We start from the raw sequence: 25117 nt of genomic DNA, 5'->3' as shown, positions 1-25117 counted from the left end.
CGCTTGAATTAGAATAATTAATCTATCAAATTAGATCAGTTTATTGAAATAGCCTTACCTATTTAGCACTACCAAAAAATGGCATACCCAACCTTATCGACAGATCTTTCTTGATAGAAAGCCCTTTTTTTAAGGTGATTTTTTGTCGTTTGTAAGCATAAAAAATAGCTTGTACAGTGAAGCCGAAATGAGCGGTGATTATCTCTTAAATAGGCATCTGTTGAGGCTTGATGAATTTTAATAAAATTTTATCCTTTATCTTTCTAGGAGAAGCTACTCTTTTTTCGGCGCCAGATTTTCTTTTTTTTCTTTTAGACTCAATTCCAAATTATTTTAAGGCTATATAAGCAAAGATTTAGAAGAAGAAATGGAAAGACTTAGGCCACAAAATTGAGAATGTTAAGTGAAAGGAGAAGAGTTTTATAGCTCAGTCAAAAAGATGGATAGTTGAAAGAGCTTTTACATGGTTTGGTAAGTTTAGGAGCTTAAGCAAAAATTTTGAGCCGTATGCTACAGAGTGAAAATAGGATTTACTTTGCTATGGCCAACCAAATTGATGATTAAACAACTCTTTAAATTAATTAAATTCAACCATAGTCTCTTATATTAAATAATGATTTTAAGAGAGTTTAAATTTGAAGAAAAGAAATCTATCAAAAAAAATTTGTCTTTAACTAACATTAAGTTTGTCTTTATCAATCACACTCGTTCATAAAGAAAATAACGTTTGTTAAATTTGCACTAATAATTTTTTTTCATTTAACTGGGGATGTTTGTTGATCCAGCTTAAACATTGCTTTCCCAACCTGATAGGGACATTTATTATTTGTTGATTAATAAGAAATGAAGTGGGAGTTGTGTGATGTCTAACCCATCTTTGCAAACGTTTAAATAAAACCGTATTGGGAAATTCTTCATTTTCTCTAACATTTTTTACTTGAAAAGAGCGATCTTGAAAAAGTTGGGGATAAGAAAATTGAATACCCCAGTAAATGCTATGTTGGCCCAGAACCATCGACCGAAACTTTCCATCAGCCAAAGAGTAATCAAAGCGATGAGATTGCAACTGAATCACAGGTTTTTCCACTCGAATTAGTTTTTGTTCGTTAGCAACAGGTACTTCATAAAGGGCATTTAGATCCAGAGTAAAAACAGTCGAGAAAAACCGTCTAATGAGTTGATCATTCGGATACTGACCATTTTTCAAATTTTGAATATACAACGTATACTGTTTTAAAAATTCTTCTTGGGAAATATCACCTTCCGAAGATTTTAAAATACCGCTGACATTAAAAATCCAGAAATTTCCAAGCGCTGTCAATAAACATTTCATTTCTTCTTCATCTAATAAGACTGGGCATTGCAACCATTTTGAAGCTTGAAAAGGGGATTCCACTTTTGTACGAATAGGTAATGAAGAATACATGGGCACCGTTAAGACTTAAACAAAGAAAGAATAAACAATAAACCAATGCCAATTGAAATAAAGCTATCGGCAACATTAAAAACAGGAAAATCATATCCCCATAATACGAAATGAAGCATATCCACCACATGTCCATAAAAAAAGAAATCCAAGACATTACCAATTGCTCCTGCGATAATTAAAATCAAAGGAATTTGCCAGGCTTTTTGTTGGTTAAAGTGAAACAAGTACACACACAACCCAGCGATTAATCCTATACGAAAGAGCATCAGAGACAACTGGTAATTCCCAAACATTCCCCAGGCAGCCCCTTTATTCGTCATGTGGTTGATCGAAAACTCAATTCCCCCAAAATTCCTCACGACTTCCACCCCTCCATAAGGATACTTATATACAGAAAAATCCATGTGAGGAACAAGATGGAAAACGAAGAATTTTGAGATCTGATCCAATAATAAAATAGCTAACCCTATCCAGATAAAGCGAAAGAGTAATTGATTTTTATGAGTTGGTATAACTGAGAAATATTCATTCATTTACTTAACTTAAGTCCTATAGCAAACCTTTTTCAAATTTTTCTTGTGCTTTAACAGTCATGACCGCGTAAGGAACAGCGTCTAATCGCGCAATAGGAATATCTTCACCTGTAATATCACAAACACCATAAGTATTTTCCTCAATTTTTTCTAGAGCCCGATCAATCTGTCTTAAAATCCCATATTCTTTACTTGTGACTTCTAAACTAATAGTACGATCAAAGTCATCTGTCCCTTGATCTGCTTGGTGTTGAGAATAACCAGTCGCTTCATCAGGTGTTTTTACTTCCGCTGTTGATCCCTTTAATGAATGCGTAAGTTGCATACGCATATCTTCTAAACGTTTTTTAAACTTTGCAACTTCTGTTTTTTTTAATGCCATTTTTGACCTCCTATCGTCTATTTGCGCCTTTAACAATAAAGCTCGAAGCCTATAACAAATCCTTTAATATCGAGCAAGATTTGTCTTCGTCTTTGGATTGAATTGTTTTAATTGCTTCTTCTAACTCACCTAAATCTTTAAATCTTTTATACACACACGCAAAACGAATATAAGCGATGGGGTCAAGACTTTGTAAATGTTTCATGGCCATCTCACCTAACTGTGTGGTGCTTATTTGTTGTATTTGAGACTGCATTAATTCGTTTGTCATTTGAGCAGCTAAACTGATTACCTGATCATGGCTAATTTTGGTATGCCTACATGCAGCAGCTAATCCATTAATTAACTTATGTTGTTGAAAATCTTCATAAGTTCCATCTCTTTTTTGCACTTGTACTGTCAATTCGATTGTTTCAAAAGTAGTAAAACGCTTAAGACAATTCAAGCACTCTCTTCTTCTTCTAATCGCATTCATTTCCATTGCATCTCGAGAGTCAGTCACTTTCAATCCCTCAAATTGACAAAAGGGACATCTCATGCTCAATCCTCCATGAGTTCATTCATTTTCAGTCAAAGTTGTTCATACATCAAATTCGACTTTTCTTCATTGTATAAATTCAAACGTTCCTATTTAAAAATCGATTGAAATAATAAAGTTTCAACTATTCTCCATTTTTATTTTAGCAAAAAATGCCTTAATTTATTTATTCACCAAGGTTTTACGCAGAGAAGACAAAAAAATCAACTTTTAAATTATTATTTGTTTCAAAATCAAATTTAAATTTGAAATAATTTATTAAAAAAAACTCTTTAAATTAATTATTTAGTTTCTACAGTAGCTTTTCCCAATTTAATGAATTTCTCTGATTATTTTTTAATTAGTCCAACTTCCTATTTGTTTACCTTTGATGAATTCTTGATTTTTAAGAAAATGCTATTTATATTTATTTTTAAAAAATTAAAGCTAAAATAGTTATGAAAAATCAAAAAACTGTTGTCGTTGGCATGTCTGGAGGAGTGGATTCTTCTGTTTCGGCTCTGTTGATGAAAGAGCAAGGCTACAACGTGATTGGCCTTTTTATGAAGAATTGGGAAGAAAAAGATGAAAACGGGGTTTGCAGTTCAGCACAAGATTACGACGATGTACGCCGTGTCTGCGATCACATTGATATCCCCTATTATGCCGTTAATTTTGTCGAAAATTACAGAAAACAAGTTTTTACCCAGTTTATTGCTGATTTTCAAAAAGGATGGACACCTAATCCTGACATTTTATGCAATCGAGAAATCAAATTTAAAGTCTTTTTAGAAAAAGCCTTAGAATTAGGTGCTGATTTTTTGGCAACAGGTCACTACTGTCAAAATCTTATCCTTGATAAAGGATCGCCAGCTTTAGTTAAAGGGATAGATCACAATAAAGATCAAACTTATTTTCTTTACACACTCAACCAACAGATTCTACAGCAGGTGCTTTTCCCTGTTGGAGGGTTAGAAAAAAGCCAAGTGCGAGATATAGCTCGTAAACATCGATTGGTGACTGCCGAAAAAAAGGACAGCACTGGAATATGCTTTATTGGGGAAAGAGATTTTCGCTCGTTTCTCAGCCAATATGTGGCTATTCAACCCGGCGTTTTTCAAACATTACAAGGAAAAAATGTGGGAAAGCATATGGGCACAGCTTATTACACCTTAGGGCAAAGAAAAGGGTTAGGTATTGGCGGTGCAGGAGAAGCTTGGTTTGTGGTAGGTAAAGATCACGAACGGGGGATTGTTTTTGTAGAACAAGGAGCCAATCATCCAGCCTTATACTGTGACGAACTCATTGCCACCGATTTATCATGGGTTGCTGAAGCTCCCCTTCTTCCCTATACCTGCCAATCAAAAGTTCGTTATCGACAAAACGATCAATTCTGTACGATTCAACGGATTGAAAATGGGAAAGCTTTTGTAACATTCGATCGCCCTCAAAGAGCCGTCACACCTGGCCAATCAATTGTCTTTTATGTAGGTAATATTTGTCTAGGAGGAGGGGTCATTCAACAACCGGGACCTACTTATTATGATCAGGAAAAGTCCTTGCCTCACCAGAGCCCAAGAGATGACTAAAAATTATGTTCTTTCTGGTTTGAAATTTTGGCAAGGAGTAAGAAACCTGTTCGACTAATTCTTCAAAAAAAATTTACTCTCTTTTTATTTTTCTACACATCTTCTTGTTGTTTGCAAGCCAGGAATGAAATAGTGAAGTTTAATTAGCCCCATTTCAGCTTTGTTAACATTCTTTACAAGCTGTACATTTCTGAGGGTTTTGAAACAGATAGAAATAATTTTCTATGTGTTTTATTCCACATAAACAAAAAACTAATGCAACCAAAAGTAGTTTTTTTGATAAATGATGCATTTTCACCTCTTAAAATTTAAGTATATATTCGAATTAGGAATTACATTCTCCGCAAACACCGTGAAGAGTCACCTCACATTTTACTAATTGAAAACCTTCTGGAATGTGGGAGGAGGCATGAACAGCACTTTCTTCCACATCAAATAAGCGATTACAGGATTGACATAAAAAATGATGGTGTTCTTCTAAACCATTATATTCATAGCGAGGAGGTTGCCCAGGTAGCTGGACTACAACTAAAATTTTTTCTTCCATTAACATTTTTAAATTTCGATAAATTGTCGCTAAATTAATCGTTGTTAATTCTTCTAATTCTTGAGCACTTAAAGGGCGTTTAACTTGTTTAAAACAATTTAACATCGCACATCGTTGTCGCGTCATTCTTTTCATTGCCAACCGATATTTAAGTAAAGTTAGTAAACACAAAGGATTAGAATTCCTTATTGCTATTAATAATGCATTTGCAATAACATTACCGCTTTACTGTTTTTCTTGAAACAATTTTTTAAAAAGGAGCATACTATGTGTGGTGGGGGTGCATGCGTTGGACTAGAAACATTTAAACCTGAAATTAAAATTAAAAAATTTCAAGCCGGTACCCAAGAAGCCCGTGTATCTCTCTATTTGAAACCTAAAGAGCCTTCCCGTCGACTACTTTATGCATTTCAAAACGTCGCTTCAGCAGAAAAAATTGCAATTATCGTCAACGAGACTTTCCATCTATTTAATCGCCTTTTAAAATTATATGCGACTATAGAAACATATGATTTTTTTAAGAGTCTTCATGACGGTGCCCATGTTTTACACGAGGGGTTGCATGGGGTTAGCGTCCTGAGCGATTTGTTAAACATTGCAAATGGAACTTTTATCGTACTTACTAAACAACGGGAAAATCATCCCCCATTTATTGATATCGCTAAAACAGCTGCACGGGTTTCTCATTTTATCGCTCATGGATTATTTACAACATCATTACTTGGTAGACTCAAACTTCTTTCTTTAGATAAATGGGATCAACGACTAGCCTTATTCAGCTCTGCTTTAACATTACTCGGCTATACGATTCATACAACAAACCTTATTTGGAAGCATTTTTACTCCTCGCAACAACATGAACATTATTTTCAATCAGATTTAATCATTCAAAGTAGTGGACTATTGATTGAATCCGTTTTTATGCTTTCAGAACTCAACATGATTTCAACAAAGTTAGAATTTTCTTTTTTGAAAATAAGATCTATCGTCATGTTAATTCAGAGTTTAAGTGTTTTAAATCGCTTGCATCCTGAAAAACAAAAAATTCGCTTAACATTTCCCCCTCTCAATCCCTTTGCTACTTAATGAGAATTGAAGTACAACGATTAAAAAATAGTTTTTAAAGTTATTTTGCAAAATTTTTCCAAGTCAACCTTAAAAGCTATTAATTTTATCAATAAGTAAACGAAGGAGACCAAAATATCTTCTATTATGCTCAAAAGCGAGCCTGGGTAGCTCCAAATGATCTGTTTCTTCTTGGAGAGGTTTGGTAAGATACATTTTTCCCTCTTTTAAAAGTGAGGAAAATTCTTGATTTAATTGCTCTACCTGCTGATCTGTGAGTGTACTCAATAAACGAATGACTAAAACATCTTTGACATAACGACTTGAGTGATAGCGACGATAAAATTGCTGAATATGGGCAACAGCATCATTCACCGATGAAGAAAGATAAAATAAATTTAAATCCTCCGGACCGATCCATCCATTAGCTAACAAATTTTGACATAGGTAATCTTGCCAGGCTCGCCAGTAGGATCCATTTTCTCCTTCTATAAGAACAACGGGTAGAATATTAGCTTTTCCAGTTTGCATTAAAGTCAACACTTCAAATAATTCATCCTGGGTACCAACTCCCCCTGGAAAAGCAGCTATAGCGTCCGAATGACTCAAAAACATTAATTTCCGGGTAAAGAAATAACGGAAGTTAATTAATTTTGGATCTCCGGCTAAAAGTGAATTGGAAGGAGACTCAAAAGGTAGACGAATAGATAAACCAAAGCGGGATTCTTTTTCTGCTCCTTCCAGTCCAGCTCTCATGATTCCATCAGCAGCTCCAGTAATACAAACCCAGTTAAGGTTAGCCATAGCTGCTCCAAAAAATTTAGCAGCTTGATAATCGGGATGGGATTCAGGCGTTCTAGACGAACCAAAAATACTAATTCGTTTATTTACTGGATATTTATTAAATACACGATAAGCATACCGCATCTCTTTAAAAGCACGCGTCATTAATTTAAGTTGGCCCAGTGCAAACCCTTCTTGACCCATCCTTAAACTTGTTGCAATAATTTGTGCTATTAATACTGATTGAAATGATTCAGGGTCTGCTCCAATAAATTCTATTAACTCCTGAATTTTTTGTTGTAGCTTTTCTTGAAGCAAATTTTCTTCACTATTAATTAATAAATCGCCTTTAAGCAACTCTTTGTCTACATTTTCCATTAAAGAACCCTTTAATTATAATCAACAAACTTCGAGAGCATCAACAATAGATACTTAATGAAATTTACTTATATGCTCATTCGTGAATTTTTTTAGAGGTAAATTTCAATAACGGCTATTAACTCGACGCCTAATGAATTCATTTTCTCATTTATTTTTAATATTTGGTACTTTGGATTATTTCTTAGAATTGTTATGATGATGGGTGCCTAGTGAATCCATTTTCTTATTTATTTTTAATATTTGATACTTTGGGTTATTTCTTAGGAAGATTTTAATAATGATTAAAATTTATTTGGAGGTAGTCTTATGGATCGTGATGTTCAACCTCGCCGCTCTCTTTTTCGTCTCCCCTCTTCTTTACCTAATCTGTGGGATGAAATGGAAGATAAAATGAATCGTTGGATGGGATGGGAGGCCGATTCTGGAATTAGCATTTCAGAAGATGATTCTAATGTTTATGTAGAAGCTCATTTACCGGGTCTCAAGTCTGACGAAATAGACATTTCTTTTTATCAAAATACAGTTTGGATCAAAGGGGAAAAAAAACAAGAAGAAGTTTATAAAGATCGCAAATTTTATAAACGGTCCAAAACTTCTTATTTTTATCAAATAGATATTCCTACTCAAGTCGAAGAAAGCACAGAACAAGCCTGCTTCAAAGACGGAGTATTAACCATCACTTTTAAAAAAAATCCCCGTTTACAAGCACGAAAAATTGCACTCTCAGATAGTAGCGAACAAAAGACCGTGTAAAACAAATTCATCGCTCAACTAGATTCTTGTTTTGAAAGACGAGAATCTAGGTAATGGATGAAAAATTCTACACTGAGTATTGAAGAAATGATATAGTCATTGTTGAAATGACAATTGTAAGCAACAAAATTTTCTATCCATAAGCCTGACTACTCTTGATTAAAAATTGGCATTTCCTCAGACATATAATTAATATCCAAATTTTTAGAAGCGATAACTCTATTTCTTACAAAAACCCTTTCTTAAAGGATTACCTATTATGGGATGGCGCCCATTTTTTGTCATTTTAACAATCATTACTATTTTTCTATTTACCCTTCCCTCCCTTACCGCTATTCCAACTGTTTTAGTAAGCGTCGCTCCCCACCAATTTTTTGTGGAAAAAATTGCGAACGATACAGTTCATGTTCAATTAATGGTCCCTGCAGGAGCCAGCGCTCATACTTATGAACCGTCACCTAAACAGATGCTAGGAGCTTGTCAAGGAAAGCTTTGGTTTCGCATCGGCGAATCTTTTGAACAAAGAGCTATTCAATCGTTAACTAGTCATAATCCAAACCTTAAAATTGTCGATTTGCGCCAAGGGCTCGATCTCATTCATCAGGATAAACATACTCAATGTCATTGCTGTTCGGGATCTGAAGATCTCCATTTTTGGTTGAGTGCTCGACTAGCTCAAATTCAAGCAAAAACAATTGCTGATGCATTAATTGAAGCTTTTCCTGAATATAAAAAATTATATGTCAGAAATTTGAAGATATTTCAGCAAGAGCTTCAAGAACTTGATCAAACAATCCTAGAACTTTTTAAAACATCTTCCATCCATTCAGTTCTTGTTTCTCACCCCGCGTACGGATATTTTTGTAGAGATTATCATCTTCAACAATATTCTGTGGAGCTAGAAGGGAAAGATCCAACTCCTCAACAAATGACTAAGCTTTTAATTTGGGCTAAAGAACACAATATACGGACAATTTTTGTACAGCCCCAATATAATAATAAAGCTGCTCAGCTTGTAGCTGGAGAAATAGGTGCAAAAATCAGGCTATTAGATCCTTATTCTAAACTATATTTTAAAAGTATGCTTGAAATCGCTCATGCTTTTGCCGGAGAATAATACCTATTTATGTTGCCAATGATTAAAGTTGATCACCTCACATTTTGCTACGATAATTCTACTATTCTTTCTGATATTTCCTTCGAAGTAAATCCTGGAGAATTCATTGGCATTATAGGACCAAATGGTGGGGGCAAAACGACCCTTTTAAAATTAATTATGGGTTTTTTAAAACCAGAAAACGGTAAAATTGAAGTATTTGGTAAAAACCCTATTGCACAAAGTTTCCAACAACTTGCTTACGTCCCTCAGTCAATTCGATTTGATAGAGAATTTCCCATTTCAGTTTTCGAAGTCGTTTTATCTGGGCTTCTATCCCAACTTCCTTGGTATGGGCACTTTTCCAAAAAGGCTAAATTGGCGGCTTATGAAGCTCTTGAAAAGGTTGGATTAAAAGAATTCAGCCGAGAATCTTTCGGCACTCTTTCTGGAGGACAAGCACAAAGAGTTTTAATTGCAAGAGCTCTTGTTTCCAAACCCCGTTTGCTACTTTTAGATGAGCCTACAGCTAGTGTTGACAGCCGTGCAGAAGCTGATATTTATGCATTATTAAAAGAATTGAAAGGCTCTATGACAATTTTGATGGTCACACACGATTTACAAGCAGCGATTGAGCAAGTTGAAAGGTTACTTTGTATTCAAAGACATGTTTTTTCTTTACAGCCTGAAGAGGTTTGCGAACATTTCGCAGTGGGACTTTATCATACTCCTCTTATCCCAACCAAACAAACACCTACTTTTTTCTGATTTTCAAATTAAGGTGACTATGCCAACATTTTTTGAAGCCATCATGACCCATTCTTTACTCTTCTCAGCCTTATTAGCAGGATTTGCTGCCTCAATTGTCAGTGGCATTATCGGCTCTTATGTTATTGTAAAGAGAATTGTGTTCATTGCGGGAAGTATTTCACATTCAGTCTTAAGTGGGATTGGTCTGTGTATTTGGTTAGAAAGGACTCAAGGGATCCATTGGGCTTCTCCTTTACTTGGAGCGTTAACTGCCGCTGTTTTATCGGCATTGATCCTAGGCTGGATTCATTTATACTATAGACAAAGAGAAGATTCTGTGATTGCCGCCATTTGGTCAATTGGAATGGCTATTGGCATTCTGTTTATTTCTCAAACCCCTGGCTTCAATGTAGAGCTGACTAATTTTTTGATTGGCAACATTTTATGGGTTTCCCAGACAGATCTTTATATTCTTTGGGGATTGGATATTTGCACGATTTTGCTTGTTTTGTGTCTCCACAAGCGATTTTTAGCAATTTGTTTTGATGAAGAACAAGCTCGCTTACAAGGGCTTCCTGTTAATGGTCTTTACTTATTACTCCTGATTTTAATTGCTATCTCAATTGTTTTGCTTATTCAAGTTGTAGGAATTGTTTTGGTGATGACAATGCTGACGATCCCCGCAACGATTGCCAACTTACTTACGTCTAGCCTTTCAAAAATGATGTTATTGGCAATTTTTTTCAGTAGCTTATTTTGTTTAACAGGAAATAGCGTTGCTTATTACTTTGATTGGCCCACAGGAGCGACGATTGCTTTGATTGCAGGAATTGCTTATATCTTTAGTTTAACTTTTTTTCAGCTTCGCAAACACCTACACCTACCTTTACTGAGGGCAAAAAAAAAGGACTTTGAACATAAAATCCAAAGTCCCTGATACGGAAAGAGAGGGATTTGAACCCTCGATACCCTTTAGGGGTATGCGTCCTTAGCAGGGACGTGCTTTCGGCCGCTCAGCCATCTTTCCAAATTTTCTATTACGAAAACGACTATCCTAATACCCATCTGGTTTTTATGCAAGTATTGTTTCCAAAATGATTAAGAGAAAAGAAATTTTTGACCTACAAACATAAAACCCCAACCTATGATTGGGGTTTAAAAATTAGTGGGTTAAGAAAAAATTTTTCTTACTTTAAAGGAACTTTAAAATAGAAATTAGAACTTGTATCGTTATTTGAAGGATAGGAATAATAGTAAGAAGGTGAAGAATAATAATAACTACTTTCATGATACCCTAAGCCATATCCCAAGCCAAAACCTCCTAAACCATATCCATAATAGCCATTATGCCAATGTCTACTCTGGTGATCATGATGATGACCTCCATGATGTTTTTTTCCATGATACCCACCATGACCGCTACTATGATGATGTCCTTCTCCGTGTCCATGTCCTCCTTTTGCATTTACAAAATTAAAAGGTAGAAGAAATAAAGTTAGAAAAATTAATCCACAGACTCTCAATTTTAAGGTGCGGTACATAAGGCCCCCTTTTATATTTTTTAATGGACTATCTCACTATTTTGCAATAATCATGCCAAATTATTTTATTTAATTTTCATCTAAATTAACCTAATTAATATATCAATATTATAATTATAAAATATTTTTCATATTTTAATTTAATTTATCAAAAAAATGTATTCATTAAATGAAATAGTAATCAGTTTTTGTGTAAAAATATTTAAATTTTTACTAGAAATATTAACTTTTTTAGGAGTAAGGGAGGTATGCTATTAATAAAAACAACGTTAGATCTAGTAAAATTGCAGGGATGAGAAATTTTGTTGAGGAAATTATTCAAAAGGACAAAACATCTAGCAATATTTCCCGGAAATCTATTAAGTTATTAACCATACTTAAATAAAAATTTATCAATAGTTTTCATAAAACGGGAAGCATTTTTATCCGTTATAATTTACTTAAAACAATTAATTATATTGTCGATGCAAAATAGTTTGTTTTATTTGATAATTCTCATTTTTTTACCACTCATCAATTTCTAGTTTGTAAGATAGTACCTGACCTGATGGAAACTAACAAATTAATGAACAACCCATAGTTGCTTTAAAAGGCATATAGAAAGGCGAAGAACTTTCAGAATTCTTTTATAATTATGACTGCGAATTAATTAAGGATAGTTCTGTCAAAAGTATGAGTTTGCTTACATTGTATGAAGATAGTCTTTACTCTTGAATAGGTCGAATGATAACTCTGGCTTGTCGTCTGTTAAATAAATACAGAAAAATCCATTGTATCATCACGAGTAGACGATGGCCAAAACTGACCAAATAAAGAATATGAATAAAACACCAAATCAACCAAGCTAGAAAACCAGAAAATTTAAAATTACCTAAGATAGCTACAGCTCTTCCCCGCCCAATAGTTGCAATCATTCCTTTATCCCAATATAAAAATGGCTTTCGATTTGAAGGTAATATATTTTTTTTGATTAAGTTTGCTACATAATGTCCTTGTTGAATTGCAACAGGCGCTATTCCAGGTAAAAACTCATTTTTAGAAGACACTACAGCAGCAGCATCTCCGATGACAAATACATTTGTAAATCCAGGAATCGTTAAATCTGGCTGAACCTTTACTCTTGATTGTTTATCTAAAGGAACCCCTAAACTTTTAACAAGCGGAGAAGCTTTATTTCCCGCAGCCCAAACAACTGTAAAAGCAGGTAAAAATTTTTCATTCATATAAACACCTTGATCTGTGACTTGAGTCACAAAAGTATTTAAAAGTACTTCTACACCTAATTGCTTTAAATCTTCTAAAGCTCGATTTGCTAATTCTCCAGGAAAACTTGGAAGAATTTGTTGGCCTTCTTCTATCAAATAAATTTTAGAATTGGTGGGATTAATAGATCGAAAATTTTTGAATAGGGTGCGGTGAGCAAATTCCGCCATCGATCCGGCCATTTCAACACCTGTTGGCCCCGCTCCTATGATTACAAAGCTTAAAGAAGATTGAACAGCTTCTCGATTTTCACATCTCTCTGCTTTTTCGAATGCCATTAACATCTTTTCTCGAATACGAAAAGCATCTGCCACTGTCTTTAACCCTGGTGCAAAATTTTCCCAGTTATCATGCCCAAAATAGGTATGCCTTGCCCCAGGAGCAAGAATTAAATCATCATAATAGAATTGTTGTCCGTCAACGGCTTGTATGTATTGGTTTTCGAGATTAATTTTCTCAATTTCAGCCATCAAAACTCTGACATTGGACTGATTTTTTAAAATTTCTCTTAGAGGGGTGGTAATATTTTCAACAGATAATGCTGCCGTCGCTACTTGATATAACAAAGGTTGAAAAACGTGGTGATTAGTTCGATCAATTAATAAGATTTCTACCTGGGCATTTTTGAGAGATCGGACAGTATTCAATCCTCCAAATCCTCCCCCTACAACAATTATTTTACGCATTTATCTAACCTTTTTTTCAAATAGACTTTAGATACGGAATGATTTATGGTGATAACCACCTAAGCTTGGAATTTTTTTATCCAAAAGTAGTATTTGAAAAGATTAAGCCGAAGAAAATAGCCATTGCTAATTTTAAAGTTTTATCCTTTCAATATGTGTAAACAAAAATTAACTTTCAGAAAAGAAACTTCTTGTCATCATAGATGAAAGAAATTTCTGCTCATACCTATTTATTTTAAAGATTAACATTAAAAATTGCCATGACAGAAGCTAACGTTAAAGTTAAAATTGCTCCACACTCTAAAGAATCAGAAATGATGGTTATTGGCTGCATGCTGACAAGCATCAATAGTCTGAATATTGCATCTGATGCTCTCGATGACTCTGACTTTTATTTTAATGAACACAAAATCATTTTTCAAATCCTTAAAACTGCTTATAAAAAAGATAAACCGGCCGATATCCATCTTGTTGCCGAGGAACTCAAACGTGTAGAAAAACTAAGTGCTGTCGGTGGTGTTTCTTATTTAGCTACTTTAGCTCAATATGCCGGAACGTCGGCTTTTATTGAAGAGTATGTTGAACTTGTCAAAAATAAATCGATTCTCCGACGCATGATTCATGCTGCTCAGATAATTGAAAAAAGTGCTTTAGAAGAATCACAAGATGTTCAAGTTGCTTTAGATGAAGCTCAACAACTTTTTTTTCAAATTGGCCAAACCTCTAATCCTACATCAGGACTCATTCTTCAAGATATTTTTTCCGGATTAAAATCTGAATCGGGACTTCCTTATTTAAAAGAATTACAAGAAAAACAAGAGAGGTACGCTCAACGAGGGCCAGAAGATTCGGGAATTAGTGGAATCCCCTCTCATTTTATTGATTTAGATAAAATGATTAATGGTTTAAATAACTCAAATTTAATGATTTTAGCCGCCCGCCCAGCAATGGGAAAAACTTCTTTTGCCATCAATATTGCAGAAAATGTGTGTTTTAAAAATAAAATTCCTGTCGGTATTTTCTCCTTAGAAATGTCAGCTGAACAATTAGTTCATCGCATTGTTTGTTCACAAGCAGAAGTCCAATCCGATAAAATTAAAACGGGTGCTTTGGATGGAGTGGAATTTCAACGCATTGTTAGCTGCGTCAATGACATGCAAAACCATGTGATGATCATTGATGATCAAGCAGGTTTAAAAATTACCGACTTAAGAGCTCGTGCCCGAAGAATGAAAGAAAGTCACGGTATTGGGCTTCTGATTATTGATTACCTTCAACTGCTTTCGGGATCGGGTTCTAATCGCACCTCAGAGAATCGACAAAACGAAATTTCAGAAATTTCCCGTATGCTCAAAAACTTAGCACGCGAATTGAACATCCCTATTATTTGTTTGTCTCAATTATCAAGAAAAGTGGAAGAACGTCCTGGACACCGCCCCATGATGAGTGACTTACGAGAAAGTGGAAGTATCGAGCAAGATTCTGATATTGTGATGTTTCTCTTAAGACGCGAATACTACGATCCTAACGACAAACCAGGAATGGCCGAGTTGATTGTCGCTAAAAATAGACATGGAAGTGTAGGTAGTGTCAATTTAACCTTTCGAAAAGAATTTGCACAATTTGCAAATTACTCTCCTGTTCGCTACGATCCTTCTCAAATTGATTCAGAAACTGAGCAAGCATTCAGTCATTTTTCCCCCTCATCTTAATGAAAAGAAAAACTAACTGATAAAAGCTTGCATCATAAATCATCTTATTTTAATCTTTTCGCTTCTTTGGAGGGGTGTCCGAGTGGCTTAAGGAGCACGCTTGGAAAGCGTGTGTACGTTAAACACGTACCGTGGGTTCGAATCCCACCTCCTCCGACAATTGGGATGATCTGACACTGCTATAAGCCTATCAAACGTCTCACGCAGTGTTATGATCAACTTTTTGGCCTACATTTCTAATTTCGAAAATAAGAAATTAAGATTTTGCCGTTTTTTTTCTACTTTCGAACTTTCATAGAGTTTTCTTGCACGTTGAGCTAAATTCAGGGAAATTTTGACAGTAACAATAACTGCACAACCTATAGAACGAGTGCGGCAAGAGATTATTCCAACCTCACCTCTAAAAGAGGCTTTCCATCCATTTGCCATTAAAGTCTCAGAAAAAAACTTCCTCCTATTTCCTCTAAAGAAGAAATGCGCCTAAAAGCGCAAGAAACCGGCCAGTTAGTTTTGGATAAACACGTCAAACTCCGCAACGACATTCCTTCTTATGGATCGGAAAGAACACAAGCAATTAAATTTATAGAAGAATTAAAAAGCGTTGCTGATGTTATTGAAACTCGATGGAAAGACTTCGTTTATATTGTGCCTAAGAAAACAGAATAGACTCAAAAAAATCTCACTATTCGTAAGTATAACAATGGGGTCATTGAAGAAGTTCAATCTTTAAGAGAAAGTGAAGGTGGAGATCGGTGGACTTATTGGGAAGGACGAAGAATTTATCCAGATGGTGTAATAGAAACAGGAAGAGTTGACGATTTTCGCTGGCATAAAGGAACGCATACGGAAAAGGAAACAAACACATATCGGCTTCCAGATACTTTAGTAAATAGTTATAGTCTAGACCGTGGCTTAATTTATGCTGATATAGAAGGAGAAAAACGACTCATAGTTATAAATAAAAAACCAGGTTCTGGTGATTATAGTTTCGAATACATTCAGGTAAAAGAAGAATTCACTCCAACACTTACTGAAATATTGAAAAAGAAAACTGATGTTCATGAAAAGTTTCTTCAAGAGATATTATCAAGTCCTATTAATTGTGAAGAATTTATCAACTTTCTATTTAAAACAAATGCAATTTTCTTTTTAAAAACCTACCCTTTACAAATTCTATTAAAGATAATTCAAGAGAAGGGATTGGTTGTAAATTTACATCGACAGCATCCAGAAACCAAGGAAACACTTCTTGATCGCTATTCAGGAAATGCGAAAATTTTACAAAATTTACTCGCTATAGACCCTACTTTAATTCAAAGAGCAGAAGGGGCAGAAATTGCTTTTGTTCGTGCTCTTCTAACGGGAAAACAGAAGGGAGCAACCATATTGTTTAATGCTATGGAAGCACAAAAAATCCCTCTATTTCCTCGAGAGCTTCTTTTTAAGAAAGTAGTATTTTCAGAAAGTGAAGTAATTCTACAGGAATTGAGAAGTTTATCCAGAGAAGATCAACAAATCGTATAAATTCGTACGAACCATGAAAGTATTGGGCTTTGGTAGAAATGAAGAATTACTCATGAGGGAAGGACCATCGATTTTCGGTTGCAATACGGATACTCTTGAAATGCACGAATGCTTGCAAACTTTTTTAACAGGCTTGCGCTCTCAGAAGCTTCTTCTAACACAAACAGAATTTAATCATCTCTCTTCAGAAAATTACGTAGAAAAAGGAGAAGACATTGATCGCATTCTAGGAAGGGATTACATTGAAAGAAAAGCACGTGAGCTTAGTTTAAGACATGTTAAAGTGCCCAAAAAATGATCGTAATTGATGACGACAATACGAACATAAAGCTTCGTACAAGTGCAGGTCTCGATATCGAAGCTTCCATAGGTGGTATGACTGTTTATGCAGAACGAATTCGAGGATCAAATAGAAAAATAACTTCTGAAGAAGTTTCTGAATTACTTCGTCTTTTCGAAGCAACAGGTTTTAGCGATATCCATTGGGGAATGTCATTATAGCTGAAGATGGAGTCTATATAATAGATATGGAATTTACAAACTTTTGGGTAGCAAGATTCTATTTTGAAAATGGCCGCCATTATGCTGAAATGGCGAAAATTGTCCATGCACTTCCAACTGAGCAACAACAAATATTAATCGATGAATTGAATATTAAAATCGAAACTTATCAGAAGAATGAAGAAGAACTTAATAAGCAACGAATGCTTCGCTTAACAGTAGAGCAAGCTGCTTTACAGAAAACTGGATGCTTTTATGGCCCTTATTTCACCTTTCCTGTTAATGAGATGATCACCTAATTTTTACGCTAAAAATAACTCAAGCGTTCATTTCATAATTCAATATAGGGGAAAAATTTCCCCTATCCATCTAATTGATTAGCTTCTGATAACCAACAGATAACTTATATTTTCGTCCTTTATTTGATGAATCAACCATAGTTAAGAAGCCACTTTCAACCCAACTTGCACAAAGGACCGCACTTGTACGTGGTTTAAATCCAAATAGTTCACCGATTTGCCGACTAGTAATTGTTTCAAATTCTTGGAATAATTCAAGTACCTTGCGTTGTTTGGGATCAAGTTTTCTAATAAGAGCACTTTGATCGGGTGAGCCTTGAGTTTTGGCTTCATCCATGCGTTTTAAAACATTTTCAAATGCAACAGCCATTCCTTCTACAAAATATTCCACCCATTTTGTAATATCTGCTTCAGCACGTCCCATATAGTAATTATGAGATTCTCCAATGCTAATTGCTTCGTAGTAAGCACCTAGATTCCGAGCATAGTATTCTTCTAAAGAATAAAGTCCTTTTAGATCATATCCCCCTAAATGTAAAATTAAAGTGGTAAGTAATCTAGCTGTTCTACCATTCCCATCATAATAGGGGTGAATGGTTGCAAACTGATAGTGGGCAATTCCTGCAATAATAGGACAAGGCAAGTCAGTATTTTTATTAATCCAATTTACCATACCTGTCATCAAGCTTTTTACGTCTTTAGCCTCAGGAGGCATATAGACAATTGCTTTTGTTCTACCATCTCGAATAACATTCTGACCATCTCTATATGCAGTTGGTTTGGCATTTCCTTTGCCATTGGCCATCACAAGTGCATGAAGTATCTGGATCATTTTTTCTGCAATGCTTACACCTTGTGCTGCCCATTTTTCTAATTGAGTTAATGCAGCATAGTAGCCTTTTATCTCATGTTCATCGCGTTCACGTCCAGGAAAGTGACCTTGGTGCTTTAAAACTTCTTCTACTTGATCTGGATCCAGCCTATTTCCTTCAATCATTGTGGAATAATGAGTGGTATAAAGGCGTGCTGTTTCTCTCAAAGAACTAAGGACTGTTGGCGTTAAGGGTAAATGCAATATTTTTTGCTTGGCTGCTTCAATGCGAATCAGACAATTCATGATTTTTGATGAAATGGTATAATTTGGTTCAAACTTTATCAGCATAATAATGGCTCTTTATCTGCATTAGATGATGCCTGTATTATGCAGATAAAATGCAGAAAAAGCAAGGTGCCCTTTATCATAAGACAATATTTAGAACTCAAGCAGCAAATGGAAGTAGTTCCTTTAGAGTAACATCAAATTCACGCCATTGAAAAGTTCGAAGACTGTCCCATGTTTCCCGATCTCTTTAAGCAAATATTGTTTACAATTCACTTTTCTTTGCAAAAACTAATTTTACAAAAAATTTAATCAAGTAAAAAAGCCTTTTAGGTATACTGGCCATTTTTTTTGTAGCATATTCAGCCTTTTTATGAAAAATGTGAATAAGCTCCAAGTAAAATAACTGGCATCTAGACGATTCTATTTTATCCAATACACCATTAATCTTTTTTGTAACGCTAGTTTTAGCTTAGTATAACGCTTTAGATTAAGCAATAAGTCTGAAATACGGCTCATATCTTAGTCCAAGCTACATGTTTTCCTTTCTGAGTAACAGAAACTTATGAAAGGTAATTTAAGGCCGTTGATATGCAGTAATTTTTTTCGCTTAACTAACAGGAATTTTTCAACTTTATCAAGTTTGATGTAGGTACCCAAAGAAATTGAAGGCTGATCTGTGAAGAGCTTCAATTGAATTTAATATTCATCGTCTTTATAGATTTATCAAACAACATCGACATCATACTCTAAAAGCTGAGAAACTCAAATAAATAGAAAAAAATAGAGATTCGATTGCTGGAACAGATGAATATTGAGAAATTACTAGTGCTCCCCCTTTAAGGACGATAAGTTAAAATTAATATGCATCTAATCAAAATAGCCTGTTGATATAATTTCCTGAGCTTTTTGAATAAGTTCAACTTTAGAAGTGCAACCTAGCTTGCATTTTATTGTCACGATATAATTCTCTACGGTTCGTTTAGATAATTCAAGCTTTGTAGCGATATAATGAGCCGGATAACCATTTGATAGAAATTTAACGAGATCGCTTTCTCGAGGAGTTAGTGAAAAAATTTCATTGAAACCCATTTTCTTCATAAATTCTTCTTTCTTATTAGGAACAACCGGTATTGTAGGCTGTTCATAGAATAGTGAACCAAATTGTTTAGAAAGGTTAACTGGATGATCATCTATTAGGTCAAAAATTTTTTTATTTTCTTTCCTAAATTTTTTAATAAAAAAGCGTAAAGCTGGTAACTCGTTTAATAATCTTTGCTCAGCATAAGGATCATTAAAGCGAGTAGCAAATCCATACGCTTCCACCCCTTCAGTTGTGTTATAAATTAGATTAATGTTAAAATTAATTTGAAAATCGTTCCAAGCAATGTCTAAAACTTTTTTATAGTTTTTATCAACATTTGTTTTCATTAAATTAATCCCTTTTTGCAAATAATCAGGATGACGTAAACAAGAAAAATAACTTAGCATATTATTATCAAAACAAAATTCATTCCATGCTGAATGTGTTCCTAAATAAGAATAATCACCTGAAAAAGTAATTTTATAATACCAAAAATGGTTAATCCCAAAGCTATGTAAAGGCATGACCGTTTTTATCATTTGATTATAATAGGGAGAAGAAGAGACTTTTCTTAACATTTCTTGAAATGGTTTCATTTTTTAAAAATTTAAATTTTTATTAATAATTTTAATCTTATGATTTGGGCACTTATGAAACGTCATTTTTCAGTTTTAGCGGAGATAGACCAAATAGTATTTTTTACTTTATTTTAGAGTATTTAACGCTCTTTTAAAAAATTAATTTTCTGCTGAAAATTAGCGAATTATTAATTAATGAAAATTGCCAGATGAATAAATATACATGGAGAAAGAATTTTACAGCTATTCTTTCAAATCAAAAAGAAATTATTAAAGGAAAGTTAGCTTTTAAGACTGAAGAAACTCATTGGTTGGAAACCGAAAAACCGGTAATTATTCTCATTAGCACCCATTCTTCATTTCATGAAAAAATTAGTGGCGATTTAAAAATGAATGCTTTTGTCTCCACTATCAGAAATCATGTAAAAGGCAAAATTACTGTTTTACTTTCCGATCGCGCACATATTAATACAATGAGCCTCCGATTTCAAAACGATCTACAGAAAGCCCAGGAGGAGTGTTTAATCAAAGCTCACGCTCTTCGCAATCGATATCAATCTTATTTTGAAAACTGCAATGTCGTTTATGGTCATTCTTATATTTCCCAAAATAAAAATTTTGCTTCTTTCTTAAAAGTAATAGAATCTCTAGCTGAAAATGACTCAACTTTTCATGAGCTTTTATTAAAAGACGCGGAATCTGCCTATTCCAACACTTTTATACACTTATTTCCCGATAAAAATCTATTTATCAAAAACACAAGAGAGGATATTTTAGCACAATGCGCAAGCTCATTAGTTCTTATTGATAAAGGTTACCGCTATCAGTTTTATCCAGGAAGTTCTTATGAGTCGTTAGATTATTTAAATCGGGTTTTTATCTCTCAAGAAAAACAGTTATCATGGATTCGTGTTTTTTTAACGATTGAGAAAAAAACAATTCTTCATAATATCATGCAAAATTAAGTTATTCAAAAGATAAAAAATCAATTATTTGGCAACTTTTGTCTTTTTAGAATGGCTTGGTAACGCTCTAAATCAAAGCGAATCCAAACAGATCGATGTTTTGAGATTTGTACTTTTCCAAGCTGATTTTTTCCCATTCGTGAAAGAAACTTTCGTTGAGTCATGCAAATTTCTGCTTCTTGCCTAATTTTGGCTTTACTGTTATAAAGTGCTAGTTGCATGGCATCGGCTAAAGTTTCTTCATCTGGATCTTGACCTTTTTTAGTCCGAATCACAATGTGTGATCCAGGAACATCTTGTGTATGTAACCACCAATCAGAACCTTTAGCCAGGGCAAATGTCATCCGATCATTGCCCTTATCATTTTTTCCTACCCAAATTGTGGTATTAGTGCTTGATAAAAATTCTCTATAAGGTAGTTGTTTTTTTTGTAATTGTTCTGCAGCTTTTCGAAGAACTAATTTTTTAGATTTGAAAGAACTTAATTCTTCAATCCTGGTCGTTTTTTGCAGCCTATTTAATTGATCGACTTGCGTAAGTAAATCTTGATCGACGTAGAGAAGTTGTTTTTCTAAATGTGGTAAACCTATTCGAAGTTTTTTAGCTTTTTTAAAGCGATATTTGAGTTGTTCACTAGGAAGGAGCTCTGGATCAAGCTTTAAACATACTTCTTGGTTTTTTAACCAATCCCAAAGCGTTAATTGAGACATTCCTTTTTTAAGTTGAGAGAAAGAAGACTTTAAAAGTTCTCCTTCATGTTGAATGGTTTCCCAATCAAGGCACTCTCTTTCTGCTTTTAATAAGTTTTCTCGTTTTTTTTGAAGTTTTTTTATGCCCTTTCTTAAATCTTTTTCCAACGCCAACTTTTCTCGTTGAAAAAACCATTCCTGTTCAGCTCTTTTATAAATTTCTTCTAGCTGTTTAGAATCTTTTAAAACGACAGAAGGCTGTACCTGTAAAGGAGAAAGAAAGGGTAATTGATAAAATTTTTTTGATACAGGATAAAGAGAATATAAAATTTTTCCCTGTCCATCTAAAAGGTGATAATTAGGATGTTTCGTAAAAAACTCGCATATAAGGGAAAATTGGCTTTGATTTTTTCTAAAGCCAAATTTCAAAATACGATCTTGATTTAATTGTTCAATCTCTACCAGAATTGCCTCTGATAAATAATGTTGCCAAGAATTTTCCATCAAGTTTGCAAGAGGAAAAATTTTTTGTTCTGTTAAATAAAAGCATATCAAAGGGGTCTGAAAACTTAAAAAAAGGGTTTTGACGTTATTTTCCTTTTTAAATTGAAGAAAAAATTGGGTTGTTTTATGGGAATGACAAATAAAATAAGAAAGTCCAATCAATTGTTGACGTATCTCAGAAAGTAAAGCAGTGATCTGCAGCGCACTAAAAACAGGTAGATTCATGTTTTTATTATCCAAGAAATATTAAGTTTTCGTCAACGTGGATAAATAACGTTAATTATTTAGTTGATTCAAATACGCAGAAAATGGGTGGTGTTGCATAAAACCTTCTTGATTTTTGATATTAATCAGTTGTAGTGAGGGAGCTGATAATTGAAGAAAAGAGATGGTCGCTATGGTTAAATTTTGATAGTCTGTTGTAAGTGAGCGGAGATGGGAAAACTTCCATTTTAATTTTTTTCTTAAGTTGGGCATTGCTTGAATATCTAATGAGAGTAACTGCTCACTATATCTTTCTAATAAATTTGTAAGATGAGGCTCTTCCAGTTGATGAAAAGGAATTCCTAAATGATTCAAATGCAGACAATGGAGATGAAAAATCCGGATATTATCGTTATTATTAGAGATTGAATGCAAGTGACTGAGAGTTAATTGTTCTAACTTTGAGCAAGCACTGAGATACATCAAAGATTGATCCGTAAAATTCCAAGAAGGATTAGGAGATTTGATATGTAAGGTTTTAAGAAAACGACAACGTTTGGTTAATTTTTGAATCCCCTCATCATTAATTATGGCGTGTTTAGCCATTAATTTGTCCTGTTCAAGCTCGACGACTTTTAATTTTGGGCAATAGTCTCCTAAGGCTTCTAATAGTTGCTGACTAATATATCCTGTATTAAATAAGCATAAACGTTTTAAAGATGATGCTTCTGAAGAGCTTTTAGCTTTGAGAAAAGCAATTAACTCTTTTTCATCGATTAGGCAATTTGTTAATTTTAATGTCTCTAAACATTTAAAATCATGGGGTTCGATTGAAAATTCGCCTGGCGAATGATATGGATTTTCAAATTTAAAAACTTTTAAATTTTTTAAAGACTTTAATTGCGCCAAAAAAGTTTTTGTCATAGGAATGCTTCGATAAAGTTCAAGATGCTGAAGATTAAGCCATTTGTTTAAGGTTTCTTTTATTGTTTCATCATTTAAAAAAAAACAATCGCTAATTTTAATTTTTTTTAATTGTTGACAGTTTTGAGCAACATTCGAGAAAGCTTGTTGCATGCGTTGAGTATCGCTAGAGCGGTTAGAACAAGGAAGAAACCCTAACTCCAATTCTTCTAATTGGGTTAAGCGACTTGCAATAGCATCTAATAACCGATGATTAACAGCACCGCAATTAGTAAAATTTAAAGTTTTGATGTGACTTGTAAGGGTAAAAAGAGACTCTTGAGTAACCAGAGGAAAACCTGTGAGGGATAATTTTTCTAGACAACTTTTTTTTTTCATTAAAGGATATAGTCCGTAATCAGTCAAAGACCCTTTCCCTGAGCTATCCCAACATTCAAAATGAATTAATTTAATTTCTGAAAGTGCAAGCTCAAGTAAAGACAGGTCGGAAATGTGACAATCGATGATTTTCAAATTTTTGATTTGTGGGGCATATAAACAAATAATAGCAATATAATCATCAAAGGACAGTGAGGGATGATGATAAAATTCTAATGTTTGCAAATTGGGTGACTGTTGAAGTAAATTTGCAAGTCCTTTTGGAGTATAAGTTCCCCCGTTCAACGCTAAATTTTCAAGCTTTACCGTATGTCTTGCTAGACTTTGCAAATCGCCATCAGAGAGATTGTTTTGTCGAGGAAAAAAAGAGGAAGGAAGGTAATTTGTCCAATCAAGTAAACGGCGGCTCAAGCTATTGGTTCGAATCGTTGAAAATTGATGGGGGTACTGATTAAAAAATTTTCTTAAAAATAAGGGCTCTGTGACTATACTATGAAATTTTTTACAAACTAAGCCAATTTGACCGAGTTTATTCCATGTTTTTTCATAAGAAAAAATTTGTTCTAATATCTCTACTGGCAAAACATTTAGCTTAAGTTCTCCTTCATTTTGTGATTCGCTGTCTTTTATAGTTTTTAGAGAATTAAACAGACTAGGTTGAGAAATTTCCCCCAAGGGGATAGTTGTCCTTATTGAGATTGAAACTAGCTTTTTAAGCGCGCGATATAATTTTTCTTCAGGAACAGACAAAACTTGTCTTTTTTTAATTAAGATAACACGTTCATTATTTTCTTCGTACAAATCGGTTAATTCGGAAAACTTTTTAGGGAACCGAGTAAAAATTTCATAAAATTTAGCTAAAATTTCAGAATAACTAGTTTCTAATAACTCTTGAATTCGTGGCTGATTATAAGGAAGAGCAAGATGAATTTCCTGAGCATACTCAGAGATTGAAGTCACTGAACACATAATTTTTCCCTTTTCTAATTAAATTAAAAAAAATTATTACATTTAAATTTAAAAATAAAATTAATTATTTTTAATTAATTTTGTTTAATAAGGAAGCAACACGATCTATTTTCCCAGGTAAAGTCAGATCCTTCACGATCAAAATGACCTTCGTAAGCTTTTTGACGATAAATGGGACGCTTTAAATTAAGCATTTGAATAACTCCTTTTGTAGTCAAGTCGAAAATTAGAGGAATAATGCGATTCAACTCTGCTTCACTGACAGTTCCCGTACCAAAAGTATCTACTTTTATCGAGATAGGGTAAAGAATTTCAATGGCATAGGATAACTGCACTTCACAACGTCGAGCCAATTTAGCAGCCACAATCATT

General features: G+C 34.1%; 27 protein-coding genes and 2 tRNA genes. 14 read left to right on the top strand and 15 right to left on the bottom strand.

What is annotated here, in order from left to right; translation table 11 throughout:
• Nucleotides 1-730: 730 nt before the first annotated feature.
• From TY19_RS27315 to nrdR, 4 genes are read right to left on the bottom strand one after another with little or no spacing between them, the layout of a single operon-like run.
• Nucleotides 731-1426: a hypothetical protein gene (locus tag TY19_RS27315; protein ID WP_042282074.1), complete on the bottom strand. Its 696-nt coding sequence runs from the start codon at nt 1424-1426 to the stop codon at nt 731-733.
• Nucleotides 1427-1434: 8 nt separating this feature from the next.
• A complete protein-coding gene (gene lspA / locus TY19_RS27310) occupies nt 1435-1962 on the bottom strand; it encodes a signal peptidase II (RefSeq protein WP_042282072.1) in 528 nt (175 codons plus the stop codon).
• 16 nt (nt 1963-1978) lie between these two features.
• Nucleotides 1979-2344: a TraR/DksA family transcriptional regulator gene (locus TY19_RS27305; RefSeq protein WP_042282070.1), complete on the bottom strand. Its 366-nt coding sequence runs from the start codon at nt 2342-2344 to the stop codon at nt 1979-1981.
• A gap of 49 nt (nt 2345-2393) precedes the next feature.
• Nucleotides 2394-2882 (bottom strand): transcriptional regulator NrdR, encoded by a 489-nt coding sequence (nrdR, locus tag TY19_RS27300; protein ID WP_011176344.1) that lies wholly within the window; start codon nt 2880-2882, stop codon nt 2394-2396.
• 419 nt (nt 2883-3301) lie between these two features.
• Between nrdR and mnmA the strand changes: the two genes are divergently transcribed.
• Nucleotides 3302-4450, top strand: a complete 1149-nt coding sequence (mnmA, locus tag TY19_RS27295; protein WP_320408607.1) for a tRNA 2-thiouridine(34) synthase MnmA — start codon at nt 3302-3304, stop codon at nt 4448-4450.
• 325 nt (nt 4451-4775) lie between these two features.
• Here the strand turns inward: mnmA and TY19_RS27290 are convergent, their stop codons facing one another.
• Nucleotides 4776-5132, bottom strand: coding sequence for a Fur family transcriptional regulator (locus tag TY19_RS27290; RefSeq protein ID WP_042282065.1), 357 nt, complete (start codon nt 5130-5132; stop codon nt 4776-4778).
• A gap of 132 nt (nt 5133-5264) precedes the next feature.
• Here TY19_RS27290 and TY19_RS27285 point away from each other — a divergent pair, with 132 nt between their 5' ends.
• Nucleotides 5265-6083, top strand: a complete 819-nt coding sequence (locus TY19_RS27285) for a hypothetical protein (RefSeq protein WP_042282062.1) — start codon at nt 5265-5267, stop codon at nt 6081-6083.
• 69 nt (nt 6084-6152) lie between these two features.
• On the opposite strand, the gene TY19_RS27280 is transcribed toward TY19_RS27285, so the two are convergent.
• Entirely contained in the window at nt 6153-7223 is a 1071-nt protein-coding gene (locus TY19_RS27280; protein ID WP_042282060.1) for an LOG family protein, read from the bottom strand.
• 309 nt (nt 7224-7532) lie between these two features.
• On the opposite strand from TY19_RS27280, the gene TY19_RS27275 reads away from it, so the two are divergent.
• The 4 genes from TY19_RS27275 to TY19_RS27260 all read left to right on the top strand — a co-directional run bounded on the left by TY19_RS27275 (nt 7533) and on the right by TY19_RS27260 (nt 10762).
• Nucleotides 7533-7979 (top strand): Hsp20/alpha crystallin family protein, encoded by a 447-nt coding sequence (locus TY19_RS27275; RefSeq protein ID WP_042282057.1) that lies wholly within the window; start codon nt 7533-7535, stop codon nt 7977-7979.
• Nucleotides 7980-8238: 259 nt separating this feature from the next.
• Nucleotides 8239-9096, top strand: a complete 858-nt coding sequence (locus tag TY19_RS27270) for a metal ABC transporter solute-binding protein, Zn/Mn family (protein ID WP_042282055.1) — start codon at nt 8239-8241, stop codon at nt 9094-9096.
• Between the two features lie 9 nt (nt 9097-9105).
• A complete protein-coding gene (locus tag TY19_RS27265) occupies nt 9106-9843 on the top strand; it encodes a metal ABC transporter ATP-binding protein (protein WP_042282053.1) in 738 nt (245 codons plus the stop codon).
• 19 nt (nt 9844-9862) lie between these two features.
• The gene (locus TY19_RS27260; protein ID WP_042282052.1) at nt 9863-10762 is read left to right on the top strand and encodes a metal ABC transporter permease; all 900 of its coding nucleotides are present in this window, start codon (nt 9863-9865) and stop codon (nt 10760-10762) included.
• Nucleotides 10763-10764: 2 nt separating this feature from the next.
• Here TY19_RS27260 and TY19_RS27255 read toward each other — a convergent pair.
• From TY19_RS27255 to TY19_RS27245, 3 genes are all read right to left on the bottom strand, one after another.
• Nucleotides 10765-10852: transfer RNA gene (locus TY19_RS27255), tRNA-Ser, on the bottom strand.
• Between the two features lie 160 nt (nt 10853-11012).
• On the bottom strand, nt 11013-11366 hold the full coding sequence (locus TY19_RS27250; RefSeq protein WP_052354895.1) for a hypothetical protein: 354 nt from the start codon (nt 11364-11366) through the stop codon (nt 11013-11015).
• A gap of 704 nt (nt 11367-12070) precedes the next feature.
• Nucleotides 12071-13315: an NAD(P)/FAD-dependent oxidoreductase gene (locus TY19_RS27245; RefSeq protein WP_042282050.1), complete on the bottom strand. Its 1245-nt coding sequence runs from the start codon at nt 13313-13315 to the stop codon at nt 12071-12073.
• A 260-nt stretch (nt 13316-13575) separates the two neighbouring features.
• Between TY19_RS27245 and dnaB the strand changes: the two genes are divergently transcribed.
• Together dnaB and TY19_RS27235 are read left to right on the top strand one after the other, a co-directional pair.
• Entirely contained in the window at nt 13576-15027 is a 1452-nt protein-coding gene (dnaB, locus tag TY19_RS27240) for a replicative DNA helicase (RefSeq protein WP_042282048.1), read from the top strand.
• A 68-nt stretch (nt 15028-15095) separates the two neighbouring features.
• Nucleotides 15096-15183: transfer RNA gene (locus TY19_RS27235), tRNA-Ser, on the top strand.
• 72 nt (nt 15184-15255) lie between these two features.
• Here the strand turns inward: TY19_RS27235 and TY19_RS27230 are convergent.
• On the bottom strand, nt 15256-15456 hold the full coding sequence (locus TY19_RS27230) for a hypothetical protein (RefSeq protein WP_042282046.1): 201 nt from the start codon (nt 15454-15456) through the stop codon (nt 15256-15258).
• 45 nt (nt 15457-15501) lie between these two features.
• On the opposite strand from TY19_RS27230, the gene TY19_RS27225 reads away from it, so the two are divergent.
• From TY19_RS27225 to TY19_RS27205, 5 genes are all read left to right on the top strand, one after another.
• A complete protein-coding gene (locus TY19_RS27225; RefSeq protein ID WP_042282043.1) occupies nt 15502-15693 on the top strand; it encodes a hypothetical protein in 192 nt (63 codons plus the stop codon).
• Between the two features lie 534 nt (nt 15694-16227).
• On the top strand, nt 16228-16551 hold the full coding sequence (locus TY19_RS27220) for a hypothetical protein (RefSeq protein ID WP_148300664.1): 324 nt from the start codon (nt 16228-16230) through the stop codon (nt 16549-16551).
• A gap of 13 nt (nt 16552-16564) precedes the next feature.
• Nucleotides 16565-16849 (top strand): hypothetical protein, encoded by a 285-nt coding sequence (locus TY19_RS27215; RefSeq protein WP_042282040.1) that lies wholly within the window; start codon nt 16565-16567, stop codon nt 16847-16849.
• Complete coding sequence (locus TY19_RS27210) at nt 16846-17052, top strand: hypothetical protein (protein WP_042282039.1); 207 nt, start codon at nt 16846-16848, stop codon at nt 17050-17052. Before TY19_RS27215 ends, TY19_RS27210 begins: the two co-directional genes overlap by 4 nt.
• A gap of 26 nt (nt 17053-17078) precedes the next feature.
• On the top strand, nt 17079-17351 hold the full coding sequence (locus tag TY19_RS27205; RefSeq protein ID WP_042282038.1) for a hypothetical protein: 273 nt from the start codon (nt 17079-17081) through the stop codon (nt 17349-17351).
• Between the two features lie 70 nt (nt 17352-17421).
• On the opposite strand, the gene TY19_RS27200 is transcribed toward TY19_RS27205, so the two are convergent.
• Complete coding sequence (locus tag TY19_RS27200; protein ID WP_193354040.1) at nt 17422-18513, bottom strand: Fic family protein; 1092 nt, start codon at nt 18511-18513, stop codon at nt 17422-17424.
• An 807-nt stretch (nt 18514-19320) separates the two neighbouring features.
• Nucleotides 19321-20130, bottom strand: coding sequence for a response regulator transcription factor (locus tag TY19_RS27195; RefSeq protein WP_226988510.1), 810 nt, complete (start codon nt 20128-20130; stop codon nt 19321-19323).
• A 191-nt stretch (nt 20131-20321) separates the two neighbouring features.
• On the opposite strand from TY19_RS27195, the gene TY19_RS27190 reads away from it, so the two are divergent.
• Complete coding sequence (locus TY19_RS27190; protein ID WP_042282034.1) at nt 20322-21077, top strand: hypothetical protein; 756 nt, start codon at nt 20322-20324, stop codon at nt 21075-21077.
• 20 nt (nt 21078-21097) lie between these two features.
• Here the strand turns inward: TY19_RS27190 and TY19_RS27185 are convergent, their stop codons facing one another.
• The 3 genes from TY19_RS27185 to TY19_RS27175 all read right to left on the bottom strand — a co-directional run bounded on the left by TY19_RS27185 (nt 21098) and on the right by TY19_RS27175 (nt 25116).
• The gene (locus TY19_RS27185; protein WP_042282033.1) at nt 21098-22495 is read right to left on the bottom strand and encodes an NFACT RNA binding domain-containing protein; all 1398 of its coding nucleotides are present in this window, start codon (nt 22493-22495) and stop codon (nt 21098-21100) included.
• A 51-nt stretch (nt 22496-22546) separates the two neighbouring features.
• Complete coding sequence (locus TY19_RS27180) at nt 22547-24745, bottom strand: F-box protein (protein ID WP_042282030.1); 2199 nt, start codon at nt 24743-24745, stop codon at nt 22547-22549.
• 74 nt (nt 24746-24819) lie between these two features.
• A complete protein-coding gene (locus tag TY19_RS27175; protein ID WP_052354894.1) occupies nt 24820-25116 on the bottom strand; it encodes a methionine adenosyltransferase domain-containing protein in 297 nt (98 codons plus the stop codon).
• Nucleotide 25117: the final 1 nt, after the last annotated feature.

Source organism: Candidatus Protochlamydia sp. R18, assembly GCF_000648255.1.
Classification (GTDB): Bacteria; Chlamydiota; Chlamydiia; order Chlamydiales; family Parachlamydiaceae; genus Protochlamydia; species Protochlamydia amoebophila.
Note: the sequence above shows the minus strand (reverse complement) of the source record. Positions and strands in the feature narration are given on the sequence as shown.

Bases quoted from the DNA above. Each gene is read 5' to 3' on its own strand.
- TY19_RS27315 (WP_042282074.1), bottom strand. From the start codon at position 1,426: ATGTATTCTTCATTACCTATTCGTACAAAAGTGGAATCCCCTTTTCAA.
- lspA (WP_042282072.1), bottom strand. From the start codon at position 1,962: ATGAATGAATATTTCTCAGTTATACCAACTCATAAAAATCAATTACTC.
- TY19_RS27305 (WP_042282070.1), bottom strand. From the start codon at position 2,344: ATGGCATTAAAAAAAACAGAAGTTGCAAAGTTTAAAAAACGTTTAGAA.
- nrdR (WP_011176344.1), bottom strand. From the start codon at position 2,882: ATGAGATGTCCCTTTTGTCAATTTGAGGGATTGAAAGTGACTGACTCT.
- TY19_RS27290 (WP_042282065.1), bottom strand. From the start codon at position 5,132: ATGAAAAGAATGACGCGACAACGATGTGCGATGTTAAATTGTTTTAAA.
- TY19_RS27285 (WP_042282062.1), top strand. From the start codon at position 5,265: ATGTGTGGTGGGGGTGCATGCGTTGGACTAGAAACATTTAAACCTGAA.
- TY19_RS27280 (WP_042282060.1), bottom strand. From the start codon at position 7,223: ATGGAAAATGTAGACAAAGAGTTGCTTAAAGGCGATTTATTAATTAAT.
- TY19_RS27275 (WP_042282057.1), top strand. From the start codon at position 7,533: ATGGATCGTGATGTTCAACCTCGCCGCTCTCTTTTTCGTCTCCCCTCT.
- TY19_RS27270 (WP_042282055.1), top strand. From the start codon at position 8,239: ATGGGATGGCGCCCATTTTTTGTCATTTTAACAATCATTACTATTTTT.
- TY19_RS27265 (WP_042282053.1), top strand. From the start codon at position 9,106: ATGTTGCCAATGATTAAAGTTGATCACCTCACATTTTGCTACGATAAT.
- TY19_RS27260 (WP_042282052.1), top strand. From the start codon at position 9,863: ATGCCAACATTTTTTGAAGCCATCATGACCCATTCTTTACTCTTCTCA.
- TY19_RS27250 (WP_052354895.1), bottom strand. From the start codon at position 11,366: ATGTACCGCACCTTAAAATTGAGAGTCTGTGGATTAATTTTTCTAACT.
- TY19_RS27245 (WP_042282050.1), bottom strand. From the start codon at position 13,315: ATGCGTAAAATAATTGTTGTAGGGGGAGGATTTGGAGGATTGAATACT.
- dnaB (WP_042282048.1), top strand. From the start codon at position 13,576: ATGACAGAAGCTAACGTTAAAGTTAAAATTGCTCCACACTCTAAAGAA.
- TY19_RS27230 (WP_042282046.1), bottom strand. From the start codon at position 15,456: ATGGCAAATGGATGGAAAGCCTCTTTTAGAGGTGAGGTTGGAATAATC.
- TY19_RS27225 (WP_042282043.1), top strand. From the start codon at position 15,502: ATGCGCCTAAAAGCGCAAGAAACCGGCCAGTTAGTTTTGGATAAACAC.
- TY19_RS27215 (WP_042282040.1), top strand. From the start codon at position 16,565: ATGAAAGTATTGGGCTTTGGTAGAAATGAAGAATTACTCATGAGGGAA.
- TY19_RS27210 (WP_042282039.1), top strand. From the start codon at position 16,846: ATGATCGTAATTGATGACGACAATACGAACATAAAGCTTCGTACAAGT.
- TY19_RS27205 (WP_042282038.1), top strand. From the start codon at position 17,079: ATGGAATTTACAAACTTTTGGGTAGCAAGATTCTATTTTGAAAATGGC.
- TY19_RS27200 (WP_193354040.1), bottom strand. From the start codon at position 18,513: ATGCTGATAAAGTTTGAACCAAATTATACCATTTCATCAAAAATCATG.
- TY19_RS27195 (WP_226988510.1), bottom strand. From the start codon at position 20,130: ATGAAACCATTTCAAGAAATGTTAAGAAAAGTCTCTTCTTCTCCCTAT.
- TY19_RS27190 (WP_042282034.1), top strand. From the start codon at position 20,322: ATGAATAAATATACATGGAGAAAGAATTTTACAGCTATTCTTTCAAAT.
- TY19_RS27185 (WP_042282033.1), bottom strand. From the start codon at position 22,495: ATGAATCTACCTGTTTTTAGTGCGCTGCAGATCACTGCTTTACTTTCT.
- TY19_RS27180 (WP_042282030.1), bottom strand. From the start codon at position 24,745: ATGTGTTCAGTGACTTCAATCTCTGAGTATGCTCAGGAAATTCATCTT.
- TY19_RS27175 (WP_052354894.1), bottom strand. From the start codon at position 25,116: ATGATTGTGGCTGCTAAATTGGCTCGACGTTGTGAAGTGCAGTTATCC.